The organism is Chryseobacterium jejuense (assembly GCF_017877355.1).
Taxonomy (GTDB): Bacteria; Bacteroidota; Bacteroidia; order Flavobacteriales; family Weeksellaceae; genus Chryseobacterium; species Chryseobacterium jejuense_A.
Genome location: NZ_JAGIPR010000013.1, coordinates 52294 through 70228, shown reverse-complemented (window position 1 = coordinate 70228; position 17935 = coordinate 52294). Strand labels below are relative to the sequence as shown.

The 17935-nt window shown below is 35.7% G+C and carries 13 protein-coding genes; 4 read left to right on the top strand and 9 right to left on the bottom strand.

Annotation, left to right across the window (positions count from 1 at the left end; all coding sequences use genetic code 11):
• Positions 1–4 precede the first annotated feature (4 nt).
• Positions 5–2323, top strand: a complete 2319-nt coding sequence (locus J2772_RS20720) for a GAF domain-containing protein (RefSeq protein ID WP_209920056.1) — start codon at positions 5–7, stop codon at positions 2321–2323.
• Between the two features lie 94 nt (positions 2324–2417).
• On the opposite strand, the gene J2772_RS20715 is transcribed toward J2772_RS20720, so the two are convergent.
• The gene (locus J2772_RS20715; protein WP_209920054.1) at positions 2418–3593 is read right to left on the bottom strand and encodes a Pycsar system effector family protein; all 1176 of its coding nucleotides are present in this window, start codon (positions 3591–3593) and stop codon (positions 2418–2420) included.
• 26 nt (positions 3594–3619) lie between these two features.
• On the opposite strand from J2772_RS20715, the gene J2772_RS20710 reads away from it, so the two are divergent.
• Both J2772_RS20710 and J2772_RS20705 read left to right on the top strand, forming a co-directional pair.
• On the top strand, positions 3620–7336 hold the full coding sequence (locus J2772_RS20710; protein ID WP_209920052.1) for a metallophosphoesterase: 3717 nt from the start codon (positions 3620–3622) through the stop codon (positions 7334–7336).
• 127 nt (positions 7337–7463) lie between these two features.
• Positions 7464–7919, top strand: coding sequence for a hypothetical protein (locus tag J2772_RS20705; RefSeq protein ID WP_209920050.1), 456 nt, complete (start codon positions 7464–7466; stop codon positions 7917–7919).
• Between the two features lie 77 nt (positions 7920–7996).
• Here J2772_RS20705 and J2772_RS20700 read toward each other — a convergent pair whose 3' ends face one another.
• The 5 genes from J2772_RS20700 to ruvX all read right to left on the bottom strand — a co-directional run bounded on the left by J2772_RS20700 (position 7997) and on the right by ruvX (position 11591).
• Positions 7997–8875 carry a hypothetical protein gene (locus J2772_RS20700; protein ID WP_209920048.1) on the bottom strand — a complete coding sequence of 293 codons (879 nt, stop codon included), beginning with the start codon at positions 8873–8875 and terminating at the stop codon, positions 7997–7999.
• Between the two features lie 59 nt (positions 8876–8934).
• Positions 8935–9702 (bottom strand): nucleoside triphosphate pyrophosphohydrolase, encoded by a 768-nt coding sequence (gene mazG / locus J2772_RS20695; protein WP_209920046.1) that lies wholly within the window; start codon positions 9700–9702, stop codon positions 8935–8937.
• Between the two features lie 269 nt (positions 9703–9971).
• Positions 9972–10529 (bottom strand): DUF5606 domain-containing protein, encoded by a 558-nt coding sequence (locus J2772_RS20690; protein WP_209920044.1) that lies wholly within the window; start codon positions 10527–10529, stop codon positions 9972–9974.
• A 76-nt stretch (positions 10530–10605) separates the two neighbouring features.
• Positions 10606–11178: a peptide deformylase gene (gene def, locus J2772_RS20685; protein ID WP_066698489.1), complete on the bottom strand. Its 573-nt coding sequence runs from the start codon at positions 11176–11178 to the stop codon at positions 10606–10608.
• The gene (ruvX, locus tag J2772_RS20680; protein WP_209920042.1) at positions 11175–11591 is read right to left on the bottom strand and encodes a Holliday junction resolvase RuvX; all 417 of its coding nucleotides are present in this window, start codon (positions 11589–11591) and stop codon (positions 11175–11177) included. Before ruvX ends, def begins: the two co-directional genes overlap by 4 nt.
• A gap of 116 nt (positions 11592–11707) precedes the next feature.
• Between ruvX and J2772_RS20675 the strand changes: the two genes are divergently transcribed.
• Positions 11708–12184 carry a SixA phosphatase family protein gene (locus J2772_RS20675; protein ID WP_209920040.1) on the top strand — a complete coding sequence of 159 codons (477 nt, stop codon included), beginning with the start codon at positions 11708–11710 and terminating at the stop codon, positions 12182–12184.
• Between the two features lie 254 nt (positions 12185–12438).
• On the opposite strand, the gene J2772_RS20670 is transcribed toward J2772_RS20675, so the two are convergent.
• From J2772_RS20670 to J2772_RS20660, 3 genes are all read right to left on the bottom strand, one after another.
• Positions 12439–13983, bottom strand: coding sequence for a serine hydrolase (locus J2772_RS20670; protein ID WP_209920038.1), 1545 nt, complete (start codon positions 13981–13983; stop codon positions 12439–12441).
• Between the two features lie 293 nt (positions 13984–14276).
• Positions 14277–15557: a hypothetical protein gene (locus J2772_RS20665; protein ID WP_209920036.1), complete on the bottom strand. Its 1281-nt coding sequence runs from the start codon at positions 15555–15557 to the stop codon at positions 14277–14279.
• Between the two features lie 10 nt (positions 15558–15567).
• On the bottom strand, positions 15568–17934 hold the full coding sequence (locus J2772_RS20660; protein WP_209920034.1) for a TonB-dependent receptor: 2367 nt from the start codon (positions 17932–17934) through the stop codon (positions 15568–15570).
• Position 17935: the final 1 nt, after the last annotated feature.

Below are 17935 nucleotides of genomic sequence, written 5' to 3'. Positions count from 1 at the left end.
GCAGTTGACCAATCTTTACAAAAAAGACTCTCCCTTTCAGGTTTATATATCATTCAAAAAATATTTGGATGTATTGGAACATATCCGTTATAATGACCGTCTGGAATACAGGGTTAATTATGCTGAATCTTTAATAGAGAAGACAAAGAACTTTAAGGAGCTTAAAGATGGCTTTCAGGATATCAGCCTTTTGGAAAAAAACGAAGAGCTCATCAAGCTTCTTCTTGCTGATCTCTTCCCTACCGGTCTTACCCATAATGAAATAAAAGCAGCAAGTATTCCTCTTTCCAACATCACCTTTAATTATACCGAAAGATTTAAGGGAATACTGAAAGATGCAGGAAAAGACTTTGAGATCGAACTCAGAAATATTAGTGATAATGAGTTTTATGTATTCTGTTGCTGCCTGATCCTTCAGTCTTATTTTAAAAAAGACATTAAAAGCTCCATTCCTTTTTATTATGATATCCCCAATAAACTGGGAATCATGAAACACTATAAGATTACAGTAAATTCAGATTTTACAGAAATTTTTCCTACAGAAGAAGCCAAAATTCCTTCTGATGATATCCTGGATATGCTGTTGGAAAATCTGGATGATTTTAAACTGTGGAAAAAGTATTTTCCCTCTCAATCATGGATACTGAAAGGTTTTACTATTATTTCTCTTGTAGATTGCACCTCTGAGGTAGCATTGTCTGATCTTAAATCAAGCATGATAGAAATTGATCCCGAAGATTTAAATCCCAATGAAAATCTTACTGAAATCTTCAAATCTTATTTTGATGTAGCTGAACTCAACTTCGGGCTGATGACTTTCAATAAGAAGGAACAGAAACTTGATAAACTTCCTATTTATGAAAGTGTCTTAACAAATCATATCCTTGACTTCTGGATCAATGCTTTTGATGAAGAGACCAGAATAAATACTTTCAACAACTTAAGTCATAATTCAAAACCCATTGTGGTTTCCAATGTGAATAACCTGGATGAAAGTGTCAGGCAGCTTCCATCTTTTACTATTTTAAAGGATAATAATGTTAACAGTTTCATGGTAATTCCTATCATGAAAGACAATGATCTGCTTGCTATCATGGAGTTCACCTCTCCTATTGCCGGTAGTTTTAACGGGTTAAAACTCAAAAAAATGGAGTTTTTCTCAGACATGATTCTTTTCTCCCTAAGCAGGTTCTATTTTGAAAAAAATTACCAGATAGAAGCTATTATCCAGCGTGAATACACTTCAATCCATGATAGTGTAGTATGGAAGTTCAGAAATGAAGCTGAAAAATATTTCACAGCTTCGCTTGGCAAAAAAATCTATACTTTAAAACAGATTTCCTTTAAGAATCTAACACCTTTATTTGGGGTATCTGATATTCGTTCTTCCTCTGAAAAACGTTTTAAATTAATGCTTCAGGATCTCAACCAACAAATTGAGTGGCTTATTGATATTCTGACCTTGACAAATTCTGATTCAGAAAAATTCACATTGGCTCTTGATATGTTTGAGAATGAACTGAACAATGAGATCAAAGCTGATACTGAACAACGTTTTCAGAGATTATTGAGAGAAGAAATTCATCCTTTTTTACAAGCCAAGCTGGAAATGAGATCATCCCGGGAAGTAAAAACAAAAATTAAGGAGTATTTTTTACAGGTACTCTCCCAAACCGATCTGTTCTATAATCACAGAAAAAAACTGGACGATTCTATAACACTTCTCAACAGAAAACTGGCCGATATGCTGGATGAAAACCAGATCAAGGCCCAACAGATCTTTCCTCATTACTATGAAAGATTTAAATCTGATGGTGTAGAGCACAATCTATACATAGGCCATAACATTTCTCCAGAGCTACACTATACTTCAAAAGTTGTACACAAACTAAGATACTGGCAGCTGAAGACCATCTGCAAAATGGAACTTGAGTTTCAAGTCTTTAAACAAGATCTTCCTATTTCTTTGGATATAGCTTCTCTGATCTTTGTGTATAATGAAAAAATAGACATCCGTTTCCGAATGGATGAAAAGCGCTTTGATGTAGACGGAGCCTATAATTCCTACTACGAGATCATTAAAAAACGCTTGGATAAAGCCCATGTAAAAGATTCTTCAGAGCGTATTACAGCTCCCGGAAAAATTACCATCGTATATTTTGGTATGGAAAATCAAAAAGAATATCTGGAATATGTTACCAAACTTCAGAAGAAAGGCATTCTACAACATGATATAGAATTTCTAAAAGTAGAAGATCTTCAAGGAATTACAGGATTGCTCGCATTGAGAGTTTCTATCAGCCAGAATTATTCTGTTAAATAAAACCGGCTTTTTTATTTACACAAAAAATACTCTTTGAAATAATACCATTTTTCAGCCAACATACAAATTGGCTGAAAATCATTATTATTTTTATTTAAAGGCTAAGAAAAGCAAATCCAAAAGATAACACAGAAATAATAATTCCTGCCATAAATATCTTATAAGTAATGGATAAAAGCTTATACTTTCTGTTAAGTACCTTTCCAAGATAATACAGGTCCTTCACCATAGAATCATAAATATAATCCCTGTCTTTGATGAGATCTCTCATTGCATTATGATAATCATCAAACAGCATCTGCTGGAAATTCCCAAAGAACAATAGATTCACTTTTCTGTTGGTAACATCCTGAGTGGTAAACGTAGTCTTCGTTACATTGGGTTTTGTAGACAGGATCGCAAATATAATGGTAAGAACACTGGATAATAGCAATATAAAACTCGGCAGGATCAGGTGAGAATTTTTAGGAGCATCCAGCTTTGGCACCAGTACCGAAAGACACACTGAAATAATAATCGCATTTACAGACAGCAGGATATTCGCTTTACTGTCTGCAATATCACTCAGCCTTGTATGGTTGTTAAGCGTTACCCTGAATAAGGTATCCACACTTCTGTCTGATTTTTCTTTATCTTTTTTATTCTCAGATTTAGGATCAGTATTATCTTTCTTCTCCTCTTCTTTTCCCAGCTTCTTCTCGATCTTCTTGATATTTTTCTTTTTTAAAGGTTCCCAATTTTCATTAGCATAATCGGTATAAAAAGTATGCTTGTTTTTAAGCATATCAAGATTTCCGGCATTCCATTCTTCATTAGAGAAACATCTTACATTGGTAAGCTCCCACTCTTTTCTTAAGGCATCAGAAATATCACTGTAATCATGACCGGCAAAATGACTGAAGTCTGCATCTTTTACAATTTTCTCCAGTAAGTTCTGAGGAACATAAGTAATTTTAGTGGCCAGAATCAGCTTTTCCACATCTGAGATATAGCTTTCCGGATAATTTTCCTGATGAAGAAAGTTCTTCATGATCTCCACTCCCCTTTCTTCATGGTTCATGGCACATTCTATATATCCTGTATCATGAAACCATAAGGCCACAAGTACTTTTTCCTGATCTTCTTCAGAAACAGGGGTATGCTTCATAATCTCCTCGGCCTTATTCACCGTATAGGCAGTATGAATAAAATTATGATAAAAATATACTGAAGATAACTTATCTTTGAATAAGATTTCAACATAATTTTTAGCGTTGTCTAGAATGCTCATTTCTGAATTTTTGTTAATGTAAATTTATGAATTTATCCTTTAAAACTCATCTAAAAAATACTTCTATTGTTCTGAGAACAATAATGTCCGCCGGAGTCATGTATTCCTGCGCAACATATAACGTACAAAAAGGCAAAAACTTATTCGAAGTAAAAGATTCCGAGATAAAATCTGAAAATGATTTTAAACTTTTCCTGATTGGAGATGCCGGAAATGCAGATGAACCACAAGCACAGAAAACGCTGAATTTACTTAAAGACAAGCTCGATTCCGCAGACAGTAACTCTATGCTGATCTTCCTTGGAGATAACATCTATCCCAACGGAATGCCTAAAGAATCTGATAAAGGCTATGCTTTAGCCAAACAAAAACTGGAAGATCAACTGGCTATTACTAAAAATTTTAAAGGGAAAACTCTTGTAATCCCTGGAAACCATGATTGGTATAGTGGCTTGAGCGGATTAAATGCTCAGGAATCATTGGTGAAAAAATATTTTGATGATAAAAAAGCCTTCCTGCCGAAAAACGGCTGTCCTATTGATGACATCAGCATCACTAAAGATATTAAACTGATCGCCATTGATACAGAATGGGCAATTACCAACTGGGACAACTATCCCGGAATTAATAAAAGCTGCAACATCAAAACCCGTGAAGACTTTTACACAGAATTTAAAGATCTTATCATTAAAAATCAGGGTAAAAAAATTATTGTTGCTCTGCATCATCCGATTATCAGCAGTGGAACCCACGCAGGATTTCATTCAGCGAAGTCGCACCTTTTTCCTCTGAAAAGTAAAATACCAGTACCGGGAGTGGCGAGTCTTATTAATATTCTAAGAAGCTCTTCAGGAATCAGCCCGGCAGATATTAACAATCAGCACTACACAGAGCTAGCTAACAGGCTGAAAAGTATTGTGCAGGATAAAGATAATGTCATCTTCGTTTCCGGACATGACCACAATTTACAGTATCATGAAGAAGGAAATATGAGACAGATCATCAGTGGTGCAGGTTCTAAAACAGATCCTTCTACCATTGCTGAAAAAACAGACTTTTCCTATGGAGGAAACGGCTTTGCTATCCTTAATATCAGAAAAGACCAGAGTACCGATGTGGAATTTTTTTCCACAAAAGATGCTAAACTTCAGAAATTATCACAGATTTCCGTTATATCCAAGCCTGATGAATTTGTGAATAATTTTCCCAATACATTCCCAGCTACATTCTCTTCCAGCATCTATCCGGTTCAGCTTACCCAGAAAGGTGGTTTTTACCGATGGCTTTGGGGAGATCACTACCGAAATTATTACGGAATTCCTATTGAGGCCCCTACGGCCAATCTTTCTGAGCTAAATGGCGGTTATATCCCTTTCAGAGAAGGAGGAGGGAATCAGTCTAACAGTTTAAGGTTAAAAGCTAATGACGGACAGGAGTTCGTGATGCGTGGTGTGAAAAAAAGTGCAGTACGGTTCCTCAACAATATGGCTTTCCAAAAAAGCACATTGGGAGAAGAACTTACCAATACTTTCCCGGAGAAATTCCTTTTGGACTTCTATACCACCAACCATCCTTTTACTCCGTTTACCATAGGAAATATGTCAGAAAAGCTGAATATTTTCCATAGCAATCCGAAGTTATATTATATTCCCAAGCAGCAGGCTTTAGGAAAATATAATCAAAACTACGGTGATGAAATGTATATGATTGAAGAACGTTTTTCTTCAGATCCTAAAACATTGGCCTACCTCGATAATGCAAAAGATATCGTCTCCACTGACGATGTCCTGAAAAACCTGACCAAAAACTATAAATACTCCGTAGACAGGGAGTCTTATATCAGAGCAAGATTGTTTGATATGCTGATTGGTGACTGGGACAGGCATTCAGATCAGTGGAAATGGGCAGAATATGAAAAAGGTGATAAAATCATCTATAAACCGATTCCAAAAGACAGAGATCAGGCGTTCAGTAAATATGACGGGTCGGCATTCAGACTGATCATGAATGTTCCGGCTATCCGACACATGAAAACCTTTACAGAAGATATCAGCAGCGTAAAATGGCTGGCTATGGAACCTTATCCTATGGATCTTGTCTTTTTAAAAAGTTCTAGTCAGGAAGAATGGGAAGCTCAGGCAAAATACATTCAGGAACATCTAACCGATGCGGATATAGATGATGCATTCCATAACCTTCCTAAAGAAGTTCAGGATAGCACCATAGCAGAGATCCAGAGAAAACTTAAAATAAGAAAAACAAAACTGCAGAAATACGCATCCGATTACTACAATGTCCTGCAGGAAAAAGTTCCTTTGGCAGGAACTGTGGAACCTGATAAATTTGTCATTTCCAAAAACGGACATTCCGTACGTGTACAGCAATATAAATTAGGTAAAAACAAAGATAAAAACGAACTGGTTTTTGAAAAAACGTATCATGATTCAAAAACAAAAGAACTTTGGATTTATGGGCTGGAAGATGATGATATTTATGAAGTTGTGGGAACCGGCCGCCCTAAAATGAACATCAGACTGATTGGCGGTTATAACCATGATATCTATAATGTGGCAGATGGAAGAAAAGTAAAAATCTATGACTTTGCATCTCAAAAAAACACCTACAATGCAGGAAATACTACCAAAAATATTGCAGATGATTATGAGATAAACACCTACAATTATAAGCATCCAAAATACAATGCATTCGCAGGATACCCTAATTTGGATTATAACCCAGATGACGGGGTTATCGTGGGTGTTTTGGCTAATTATACTGTGAATAACTTCATCCGTGACCCTTTTACCCAAAGACATAGTTTAAAAGCCAATTTTTATACTGCTACTGCCGGGTTCAGCCTTATTTATAAAGGTGTTTTCAAGAAAGCAATTTCAGGATGGAATTTTAATATTGATGCAGCTTATACTACCCCAAGATTTTCACAGAACTTTTTTGGACTATCCAATGAAAGCCCGTATGATAAAGAAGCTACGGAAAGAGAATACAACAGGGCAAGAATTTCCAAATTTAATGTAGCCCCTTCCATCTCGAAGAAGGGCTGGATGAATTTTAATCATCAGATGCAGCTTACTTTTGAAGATAATAAAGTACAGAGAAAAGACGGACGCTTTATCAATACTTCCCCAGATGTAAGATCTGAAGTTTTTGACAGCCAACAGTTCTTAGGTGCTAATTATACTTTCAGTTATAAAAATGCAGATAACCCTGCCTTCCCAACTCTGGGAATGGAACTGATGCTGAATGCCGACTGGAAAGCTACATTTTCCAATTTCAACAGAAACTTCCTTACCATAAAAGGAAAATTTGCGATTGACCACAGAATTGATAAAAAAGGGGTTTTCGTATTTGCCAATGCCAGCAATGCCATGTGGATCAATAATGATAATTTTGAATTCTATCAGGCTGCAGCTATCGGCGGTAACAATGGTATGCGTGCCTTCAGAAATGAAAGATTCTCAGGAAGATCTTATTTTATCAATAATTCTGAGATCCGTTGGAATTTTGGAAGAATCAGAAATAATATTATCCCTGCCAATCTGGGAATCCTTGTAGGCTATGATATTGGACGTGTATGGAATGATGGGGAGTACTCCAGAAAATGGCATCAATCAGTAGGGGCCGGGATTTGGCTAAGCGTCGTGGAAATGATGTCTGCCAGACTGAATTATTTCTATGGCGCAGATGGTGGACGAATCTCTGCAGGTATAGGAATGAAATTTTAATTAAAAAATATTTACCTACAAAAGCTCAGGAGTTTCCTGAGTTTTTCTTTTTTAACGAACATAATAGTTTTATATTCAATACCTTTTTATACTTTAGCTGTAACAAACAATTATAAAAAAGCACACAATGAAAACACTAATTGCTTCTATTAATATCATTTTAGTTTTATCAAGTATTCATTGCCAGAACCAAAGCAAAAATGGAAACATTGAAAAAAATGCAAATGTAAGTATGCAACAGACAAAAATTGAAAAAATACAGTTAACAGAACAAACCAGAGGTTTCCATACAACAATCACCTTTACGCCAAAGTCCAGAACAACTTCTTTTAATGGTGAGGAAAATAATAAACCTATGTCTTCTTCTGACTGGGAACGTATCTCAAAACAGGCTGCAGCTATTGATTTATCTAAAATATCAACTCTTGAAGCTCCTACTACAGGACGACATTCCGATCAGGCTATGATTGCCAATCTTATTATCACAAGTAATGGCACACCTTATACTTCTGCAAGTTTTGATTCCGGTAATCCGCCAAAAGAATTGAAACCGCTTTATGATGAATTTCAAAGGAAACAATAATAAAAATGAAGCTGTTTATAAAAAATCCCATGGAGTTTTCCATAGGATTGTTAGTTTATATATTGCCTTTTCAAAATCTATGGCTTAAGCGAAAACTGGTATACATTTCCTCCTTCGTCTTTTCCTTTTTCGTCTGCAATCATTAAAGTCTGGTCATTAAGAAAAACAATCGCTTCTTTCTGTGAATTATGATTTAATGGAATCTTATTAATCTTAGCAGTACTGAAATCATCAGCGTTAAATCCTGTAAGAACATGTGCATTTTTGTGGGTTAACAGTACAATCTTATCTTTTGTACTGTTGATGGTTGCTGAAGTAATAGCTGCATCATTATATCCACCCTGCAGCTTTAATTTACCAATCAGTTTAGCTTCAAAATCTCCTTCTTTATTAGGAACTTTAAATACAAGGAAAGTTCCGTCAAAGCCTTTGCTTCTGTTCTTGGTGAAAAGATAGAAGTTACCGTCCATTTCTACAAATCCTTCACAGTCATACAACAGGTTTGATTTTTTCGGTGGAAATTCTGTCTGCCCTTCATAGTGGAACTTAGTGGTTTGAACAACTTTTGTGGTGGTTTGGGTAATATCTTTCAGATCGGTTTTTAAAATAGCCAGATCTGTTCTGTTGTTATCATTATTTCCGAAATCTCCGATATAAATATTCCCTTGAGCATCTGATATAATATCTTCCCAATCTGTATTTTCAGCATTCTCAACCGGAACTTTAGCCATCATCTGCCCACTGTCATTAAGACCGTATACTGCATTTTTATTTCCTCTGTCCTCTATGACCCAGATTGTTTTTTTATCTTTTGACAACGTAATCCCGGAAACTTCCTTTAGTTTTTTAGGTAAAGAAAACTGCGGCTTCAGATCATCACCCTGAGCAGGTGAATTCTGAGCTTTTGGGTTACAACTTAATAAAAATATAGCAGGAAGTATAAGAAAACGTAGCATATTTATTTTTTATTTTTTTTAACTGAATATAAGTAGCATTAATTGTTCCAATCCGGAAATTATGATAACTGTTTTGCCTTTTCCCACAGAACATCCATTTCTTCAAGAGACATGTCTGCAAGTTTTAAATCCTGTTCTTCGGCAAGGCCTTCCATCTTCTTGAATCTTGAAATAAACTTCAGATTGGTTCTCTCCAACGCAGAATCCGGATTAATTCCTGAAATTCTTGCATAGTTAATCAATGAGAAGAATACATCTCCCAATTCCTGCTCCTTTTTATCTAAATCTGTTTCCGCATGGAATTCCTGAATCTCCTCATCTACCTTTTTCCAGGCATCTTCAGCATCATGAAACTCAAAACCAATACCTTTTACCTTATCCTGAATTCTATAGGCTTTTACTAAGCTTGGAAGGCTTTTCGGAACTCCTCCTAAAATAGATTTGTTTCCTTCTTTCAGTTTTAGCTTTTCCCAGTTCTGTTTTACTTCTTCCTCATCTTTCACTACAGTATCTCCATAGATATGAGGATGGCGGAAGATCAGTTTTTCATTCAGTGAATTGATAACATCTGCGATATCAAAACTTCCTTTTTCTGAACCTATTTTAGAATAAAAAACAAGATGAAGTAATACATCTCCCAATTCTTTTTTAATCTCCTGCAAATCTTCCTGTAAAATGGCATCAGAAAGCTCATATGTTTCTTCCAGGGTAAGATGACGGAGAGATTGTAAGGTCTGCTTCTGATCCCACGGACACTTTTCACGCAAATCATCCATAATATCCAGTAATCTCCCGAAAGCTTCTAATTTTTCCTGTTTTGTATTCATAAGTAATTGGAAATTCAATATTATACAAATGTAAGGGTTATTCGGACATCATTACAAACGTTGGGAGTGAAAGTTATAAAATACGAGGTTCGAGACAGACTGAATGTTTAAACCTAACAGGTTTCGAAAACCTGTTAGGTTTTTGGAATATACCTTTTGTAAATTCTTTGTTCCACCCAGAATGATATCAACAATATTTATCAATTATTATAAACAAAAAAACCTCATCATTTCTGACGAGGTTTTATATGGGTAAATTCAAAAATGAATTATCCTTGTTTTCTGTGCGTACTTTTCGGAGCTGATTTTGCTGCTGAAGTAGCTTTTACTTTTGGAGCGGCCGGCTTTTCTGCTTTTGGAGCTGCTTTTTTAGCATCAATATCTAAGCTTACCTCTTCTGCAGGCTCACCATCTAAAGTTTCAGGTTCTGCCTTCACGAAACTTTCAGGAGTGATGTATCCAGCTTTCTGAAGAGTGTTGTACCACTGAGCCAACTTCTTGATATCAGAAGCATATACTCTTTCAGTATCGTAGTTAGGAAGAGACGCTAACATAAAGTCTTTTAAATCCGCATCTGAAGATTTGTGAGAAATTGTTTCTTTGTAATCGTTGTTTTTTGCAATATTTTCAAAAACCTCGAACAATGGAACTTCTTTTTCAAATGTAAACATTGCGATATTATCTAATAAGCTTACCTGGCTTGAGTTTCCAATGCTTACTTTTTTCTTGTTGGTAACATCTTCAATGATGAATCCGTTTCTTAATTGAGAAACTAATTTGTAAAGTCCTGGCTTTCCAGAAATTGAAATTATTTTTTCTAACAGCATAATTTTATTTTTTGTAAATTCTGCAATCAGCATTAAGCTTTTTGCTTTTTATTATTTCTTTTAATCCTTGTTTAAATTATTTCGGAAATCTCATTTTGTAACCGATGCTTACATCCCCCTGAGAGATTTTTGACAGTTTTCCTTTTACCAGCTTCTTCTTCAAAGCACTTAGGTGATCGGTAAACAGAATCCCTTCAATGTGGTCATATTCATGCTGAATTACGCGGGCTCTAATATCGGAAAAAGTTTCTGTATGTTTCACAAAATTTTCGTCATAATATTCAATAACGATTGTGCCCTTTCTTTTCACATCTTCTCTTACATCCGGAATAGAAAGACAACCTTCATTGAACTTCCATTCTTCCCCTGATTCTTCAAGGATTCTGGCATTGATGAACACTTTTTTGAATTCTGCCAATTCATCCTTAATATCCTCATAATCCTCATCTTCCGCAAGAGGAGTTACGTCTATTACAAATAAACGGATATCCAAACCGATCTGAGGCGCAGCAAGACCAATTCCATTTGCACTGTACATCGTTTCGAACATGTTATCTATCAGTTCCTGTAATCCGGGATAATCTTTTTCTATATCTTTTCCCACTTTTCTCAAAACAGGATCCCCAAAAGCTCTTATCGGTAGTATCATCTTAATCTTTGTTCTAAAAAATTCTGCAATATGATGGTTGCACTTACTTTATCTATTAATCCTTTTTCCTGTCTTTTTTTCTTGTTTTTTCCACTTTGGGAAATAAAGAATGAAGCCATTTTGGAAGTAAACCTTTCATCAAAACGATGGACTGCAATATCCGAAAATTCTTTTTTAAATTCTTCAATGAATTTTAAAATATCGGTTTCCACCTCTGAAAGATTTCCTTTCAAATCTATGGGAAGCCCAATCACTACTTCATCCACCTTATTTTCATTGAAATATTTTTTTAAAAACTCCATTAAAACACGGTTCTCTACAGTCTCCAGCCCACTGGCTATAATCTGCATATCATCCGTTACAGCGATACCGCAACGGGCTTTTCCGTAGTCTATTGCAAGGATTTGTCCCATAAGTCTGCAAATTTAGTAAAATTTACTGATTTTATTCATTACGCTGTTTTTTTCTATAAATCATGTTTTATTCCATATTTTTTTTTATAATTTTAATCTTCCAAAAAACAGACTATATGAAGAGACTCATCCTCGTAAGACATGCGAAAAGCGACTGGCCGGAAGAAACGGAGGATTTTGACAGACCCTTGGCAGACAAAGGCCTGCAGGATGCTATGAACATGTCCAGATTCCTTAAAAACAATAATATTTCTATCGATTATTTTGTATCAAGCCCGGCAGTACGTGCTTTGAATACGTGTAGAATTTTCAATCAGGCTTATCAGCTGGATTGTACTACGAATGAAAAATTATACAATCCTTCGGAAAGAAATTTCGAATCTGTAATCTATGATCTGGATGATAATCTGAGTTCGGTTGCCCTTTTCTCCCATAACAATGGAATTTCCAATTTTGCCAATTCCATCTCAGAAGATATTTTCCATTTTCCTACCTGTGGTGTAGCCGGTTTTGAAGTAGATTGTGATTCCTGGTCCGAATTTGACGGTGCCAAGAAAAAACTGCTGTTCTTTTATGAGCCAGGGAAAATATAATTTTACACCAGCTTTCAAATGTGCTTCAATAACCTAATTTATTTTACAAGCTTCATATTGCTTTCTCTGAAGGGGTGGCAAAAAAATTATTATTTGACGGGTGGTTAATAGCTCACGATTTCGCAAATTGTGCAGATATTATTCATTTATATGTTTCTACATAGAATCATTATTATAAGTATTTTGAAAATCTGCGAGAATAAAAAAGAACGGACTCTGGTCCGTTCTTTTTATATCTATTACTATTTTGCTTCTTATTTTCTCTTCAGATCCAGATCATCAAAATCAAAACTGAAATCCGTAACATCGGAAATTGCTTTTAATTTTGCAGACTGAGCTTTTCCGCTTTCATCATAATCGAATATGATATATGCATCGGCATCATAGCTTCTATCATCCCATTTAATGATGAATGAGTTATTGGAATATGGAAGTAGCTCCCCTTTTAATCTTGGTGAATTTTTACATGAAATTCTGTAAGTACTTCCCTGCTGAGCAATTTCTACATCACCAAACCAAACGTCACTGTATATTCCTGTAAACTGTTCCGCTTTTGGCTGCAGTGCTTTTTCTTTTTTAAATGCATCAGATTTAGCGAAAGCCTCTTTCTTTTGTTTATCGAAATCTGCATTCACTTTTACCATTCTGTCTCCATACGTTTTCAGCCAGTTTCTGTCTGCTACTCCAAGATAAGAATCTTTAACTGTATTGGTAATAGTGTTGAACGCTGCTCCTGATTGTTGATTCGTTAATACAACAATTCCTAGTTTAAGATCCGGAATTAGGGTAAACTGTGTTACAGTCCCTATTAATCCTCCTGTATGCTGTACTTGCTTGTGCCCTTTTACATCGCTTAAGAACCAACCTAAACCGTATCCGTAGAAACTTGTGTCATAAGGATTTTTAGCCGCTACTTTATCCGGAATCTGTAAGCTCCAAAGTTGTTGCACATTTTTGTCTGAAACCAATTTCTTACCGTCTTTCGTCGTAAAATTATTTAATAGACATTCTGCCCAAGTCGTCATGTCTTTAATATTACTCATAATTCCTCCAGCAGCATTTCCGGTTTCATTCCAATCGTGTGGAACAGCAATGGCTTTTCCGTCTACAGGGGCATGGGCGTCAATTTTGTTTGTTGTAGCTTTTGCTCTGTTGTAGCTTCCAAAACTGGAAGTCATTCCTATCGGCTTCATGATTCTTTGCTCGATAAATTCTGCCCAGCTTACTCCGGAAATTCTGTGGATGACTTCACCTGCAACAATGAACATAATATTGTTATAATCTAAAGTAGTTCTGAAAGGATTTTCAGGCTTCAGATATCTTACGTTGTGAACAATGTCATTAACCGTTAAGCTTCCTCCTTCCGGAAAAAACATCAGATCACCCTGTCCCAGCCCTAATCCGGCTCTGTGTGTAATCAAATCTTTGATGGTCACATTTTGAGAAACATACGGATCATACATCTGAAATTCAGGGATGTATTTTGAAACTTTATCATCCCAGTTCAGTTTTCCTTCATCTGCAAGGATAGCTAATGCAACACATGTGAATCCTTTGGAATTGGAAGCAATTCCTACCAGGGTATTGTCATCCATGGGTTGTTTGGTAGTAAGAGAACGTACTCCAAACCCTTTGGAATAGGTAACTTTTCCATCTTTTACAATTCCTACCGACATTCCGGGAACGTCAAAGGTTTTCAAAGTATTTTGGATCAGGTCATCCAGTTTTTTCTCTTCAACCTGTGCATTTGCCAATCCTACGGTTAAAAGAAAAATGAAAAAAGAAAATTTCTGTTTCATTATTTTTTAATTTTTCCAAATTTAGTAAATAACATGCGTCCGGAAGAGGAAAATTATGATTTATGTGGAGGGAAGCTGGAAGAGGGAGGTTAGAAGTGCTATTAGGCTTATAATAAAGGGAAGTTACTTTAAACTTAATGTGTTTTTTAGACTAAAGTGTAATTATTTTGTTTACGATAACTTCCAGCTTCCAGCTTCCCTCTTCCTAACTTTAGTCCACAAAAAAACCGGAAGAAAACTCTTCCGGCTGTCGTTAAATCAAATGATCTTATTGTACTAACAAAAAAAAGAAATTATTTTTTAGAAATGACATTGACTCCCATCAATCGTCCACTTCCTTTAAGTTTAAACTCAACTTTTGTATTTTTAGAAACAGGGTCATAAGAACTTAAACCTGAAAAGTTATCAGCCTTATTATTAGACATAAAATAGATTCTGTTTTTATATAAGAATGGATTTTGATAGTTATAGAAATTATCCACAGGAATATCAAGTTTTACAGCTTTCTTCGTCTGAACATCAATCTCATTCCAGAACCAGATATCATTTCTATAGCCTACTCCATGCCCGCCACTATAATAAGATGCTGCAGATGAAGGTATAGTAGTATAGATTTTATTATTGTGGGCAAAAATTCTATTAAATTCTGCTGGATGTACATAGTTCTTGATATCGATTTCAAAACTCGTATCAAAGGTATTTTGCCCGTTCTTTATTCTAAGAATTTTAGATGAATAGGCTGATTCCTGAGCTTTCATATCTGACGCAGCTACCATATAGATATCTTTGGTTACCTCATCAATACTCCATAGAACATGGTCTGTGAAAAGCCCAAGGTTTGTAGCATTAGGATATTTGGTAACATTTTCCACTTTTTTCGAAGTTAGGTTATAGATTGCAACTGCGACTTCTTTTATAACAGGTTTTATCTGCCAGTTTGATCCTTTTTTACCAATTTGTAAGTCAAGATATAGTTTATCATCTCTCTTGATTAAAATTAACTGTCCGGCAGCCTGATATGCAGTTTCTCCCGGTTCAAGAACGGCAGGATCAATAGTTTGAGCTAATGAAGAAAGATCAATTTCTCCTGTACGCTGCATCGTTCCCGGATTAAAAGTCTGGATCTTAAGCATTCCTCTTGAGCCATCCCAATAATATCCTTCAGTATCACTTACTACAAGATAGTTAGGTTCAAAGCCATTATTTTGGGTAGCAATGAAACCTTTTGAAGAAATATTTCCGGCATTATCGGCTGTAAGTTTAGAAAAACCTTCTTCCGAAGATGCTGCACCGCCAAGTCGGTAAATATTTTCTCCGAAAGCTTTTCCACCTGCAGAATAAGCAATCTGATAGAAAGGTTTTTTATCAGCTAATGAAAGTTCTCCCTGAGGAAGTTCTGAGAATGAATAAATATTTCCGCCCCATCCGGCTGTACTGTTATAGATGACCCAGCTGTCTTTAGTTTCTGTTGTTGGTTGTTTTTGCTCTTCAATATTGTCATCGCTGCTGCAATGGGTAAAAAGCAAGAGGCTTAATGCAGATAAAAGTATTGAAATCGGTTTTGATTTTCTCATGATTATAATATTAAAAAATTGTATACGTTAATTTCAGATGATAAGATCTTGTGGGTTTCTGTGCGTTATAATTATCGTAGAGTCTTTCGTTCGTAAGATTATTAACGCTAAAATTAATGGCCAGCTTAGGGTCTGCCAGGAAATAGGTAACTCCTACACCTACATCCACCATGCCCAGCCTTCCATCATTCGGGATCAAAAGATCACTGGAAGCAATAGTAGCTTTGGAAAACAATCCCGGCTCAAGGTTTTTCGGTACAGGATAGAGCAAGAAACGATGTACATAATTGATGTTATAATACAGCTCCACTTTATCCTTCATATTGAGAATATCTGAAAAATTCAGTCTTAGATAATGGTTTCCAAATAAGTAAGGGATATTCGGCTGTCTGGCATCTTCCCAGATACTTTCAGAACCGGAAAGATTTTTAAGCCTTATATCCTGGTAGGTAACATTGAACCCTGTCTGAATATTTTTTATAGGCTGGTAATTAATTTCATATTCCAATCCAAGGATGCGATTGTCATAATAATTCTGATACCTTCCATAAGGATTGTCCGGAATCATGAATATTGTGTTTTTCACATTCCTGTAAAAGAGATTTAAACTTGTATTCAGCTTATAATTTGATGAAGTATAATCCAGAACAACATTGACGTTATCACTTTTTTCCGGCTCAAGGTCAAGATTTTCTTTGATTAAAATTCCGTCTCCGAAAATTTCGGTTTCATCAGGAAGACGAACTGCTTTCTCATAGGATAATTTCAGGATAAAATTTTTAGGTTTATAGCTGATTCCTGCCATATATCCTAATGCATTTTTATTCCGGTCGGACTCCCATGTGAAATTATATTTATCCGTAGTATATCCTTTGGAACTGAGAAAATAATTCTTTACCCCAAGCACCGTTTCCATTTTGCGGTCAAGCCAATGAGACACCAATCCTAAAGCTGCAATATTTTTATTGTAAATGGCCGGAATTTTAAGGACATCTTCTCCGTCTACGTTAATAGCTCCATAAGGATCACTCCCTTTTCTTCGCTGATAGAAATACACATTTCCAAATTCCAGACTATGATTATTATTGATTCGGAATGCAGCATTAAGCCTTGTATGAAACATATTGTAATTCATCTTCATATCATTCCCTTTATTAATCTCACCAACACTGTTTTCATTACTAAAAGTTGATTCTCCCAACCAATTGTATCTTCGTCTGCTGATATCCACAAAAGAATTGTTATATCTGGCAAAGGCTGTCATCAGGTCTAATTTAAGACGGTTATCAAAGAACATTTTTTTATACTGAAGATAACCTGTCACATTATTTTCCTTGGCAAAAGCTTCTCCGTAAGGTTTTCTCATTTCAAGATCATTTTGAATCTCCTTATAGAAATGAGAATAGATAAATCCAACTCTAAAGTCGTTGGCCCAACTTTTATTTCTTACACCAGTATAAACTTCCATATAAGAAGCTTCGGTATCATCATGAAACCTTTTAGCTTCCACTTTTTTAAGATTGGCTGTTTCCGGATCTATAACATCGCCCAGAATTTTATAATTGTTTTTGGAAAACACGTAGCTTGCCTGAGTTCCTATATAAAATAAACTGTCTTTTTTCCCTGTAAATACTGCATTAAGATGAGATTTATAAGTACTGAATGATGCCATCTCATTGGATATTTCCAGGTTGTCTTTTTGTATAGGTTTTGAAATAAAATTAATCCCTCCTCCTAAAGCATCCGATGCCAGTGAAATAGGCATTACTCCTTTGTATACATCTACCCTGTCCAGCATATTGGGAGATAAAACATTCGGATTAAAGCTATGTCCGTAAAATTCAATCGGGACTCCATCCCTGAAAATTCTGACTGCTTTCCCCTGAAGACCTCCAAGATTAACCTGAAATCCGGAACCAACGCCTCCTTCTGTACGAAGCTTAACTCCTGTGGCCATATTCAGTATTTCACCAATATTGTTGGCCTGGCTTTTTACCGCCTGCATATCAACAATCTTAACACTTAAAGGAGTTTCTTTAAGTTTCTCCAGTTTCCTTTTGCCTCTGATATATACCTCATCAATCCGGTTCGCATCTGAAATTGCTATTTCATACTTCTGGCTTGACTGACAATTGATATCCAGTGTATCAATATAAATAACTTTATTCCGATACAATAAAGATACTTTTACAGGACCATTCGATACCTCTGCAAAATCAACAGTTCCTTGTTTTGAGATTTTTTTCTTTTCGCCGTTTATCACCACATACACATCATCGTGGTTATAGTTTTTGATGTTTTTAACAACTAAAGTAATTGGACAGGCAGCCAATGCTAAGGAAGAAAATACAGAAATCAGAAAAAATATACGCTTCATA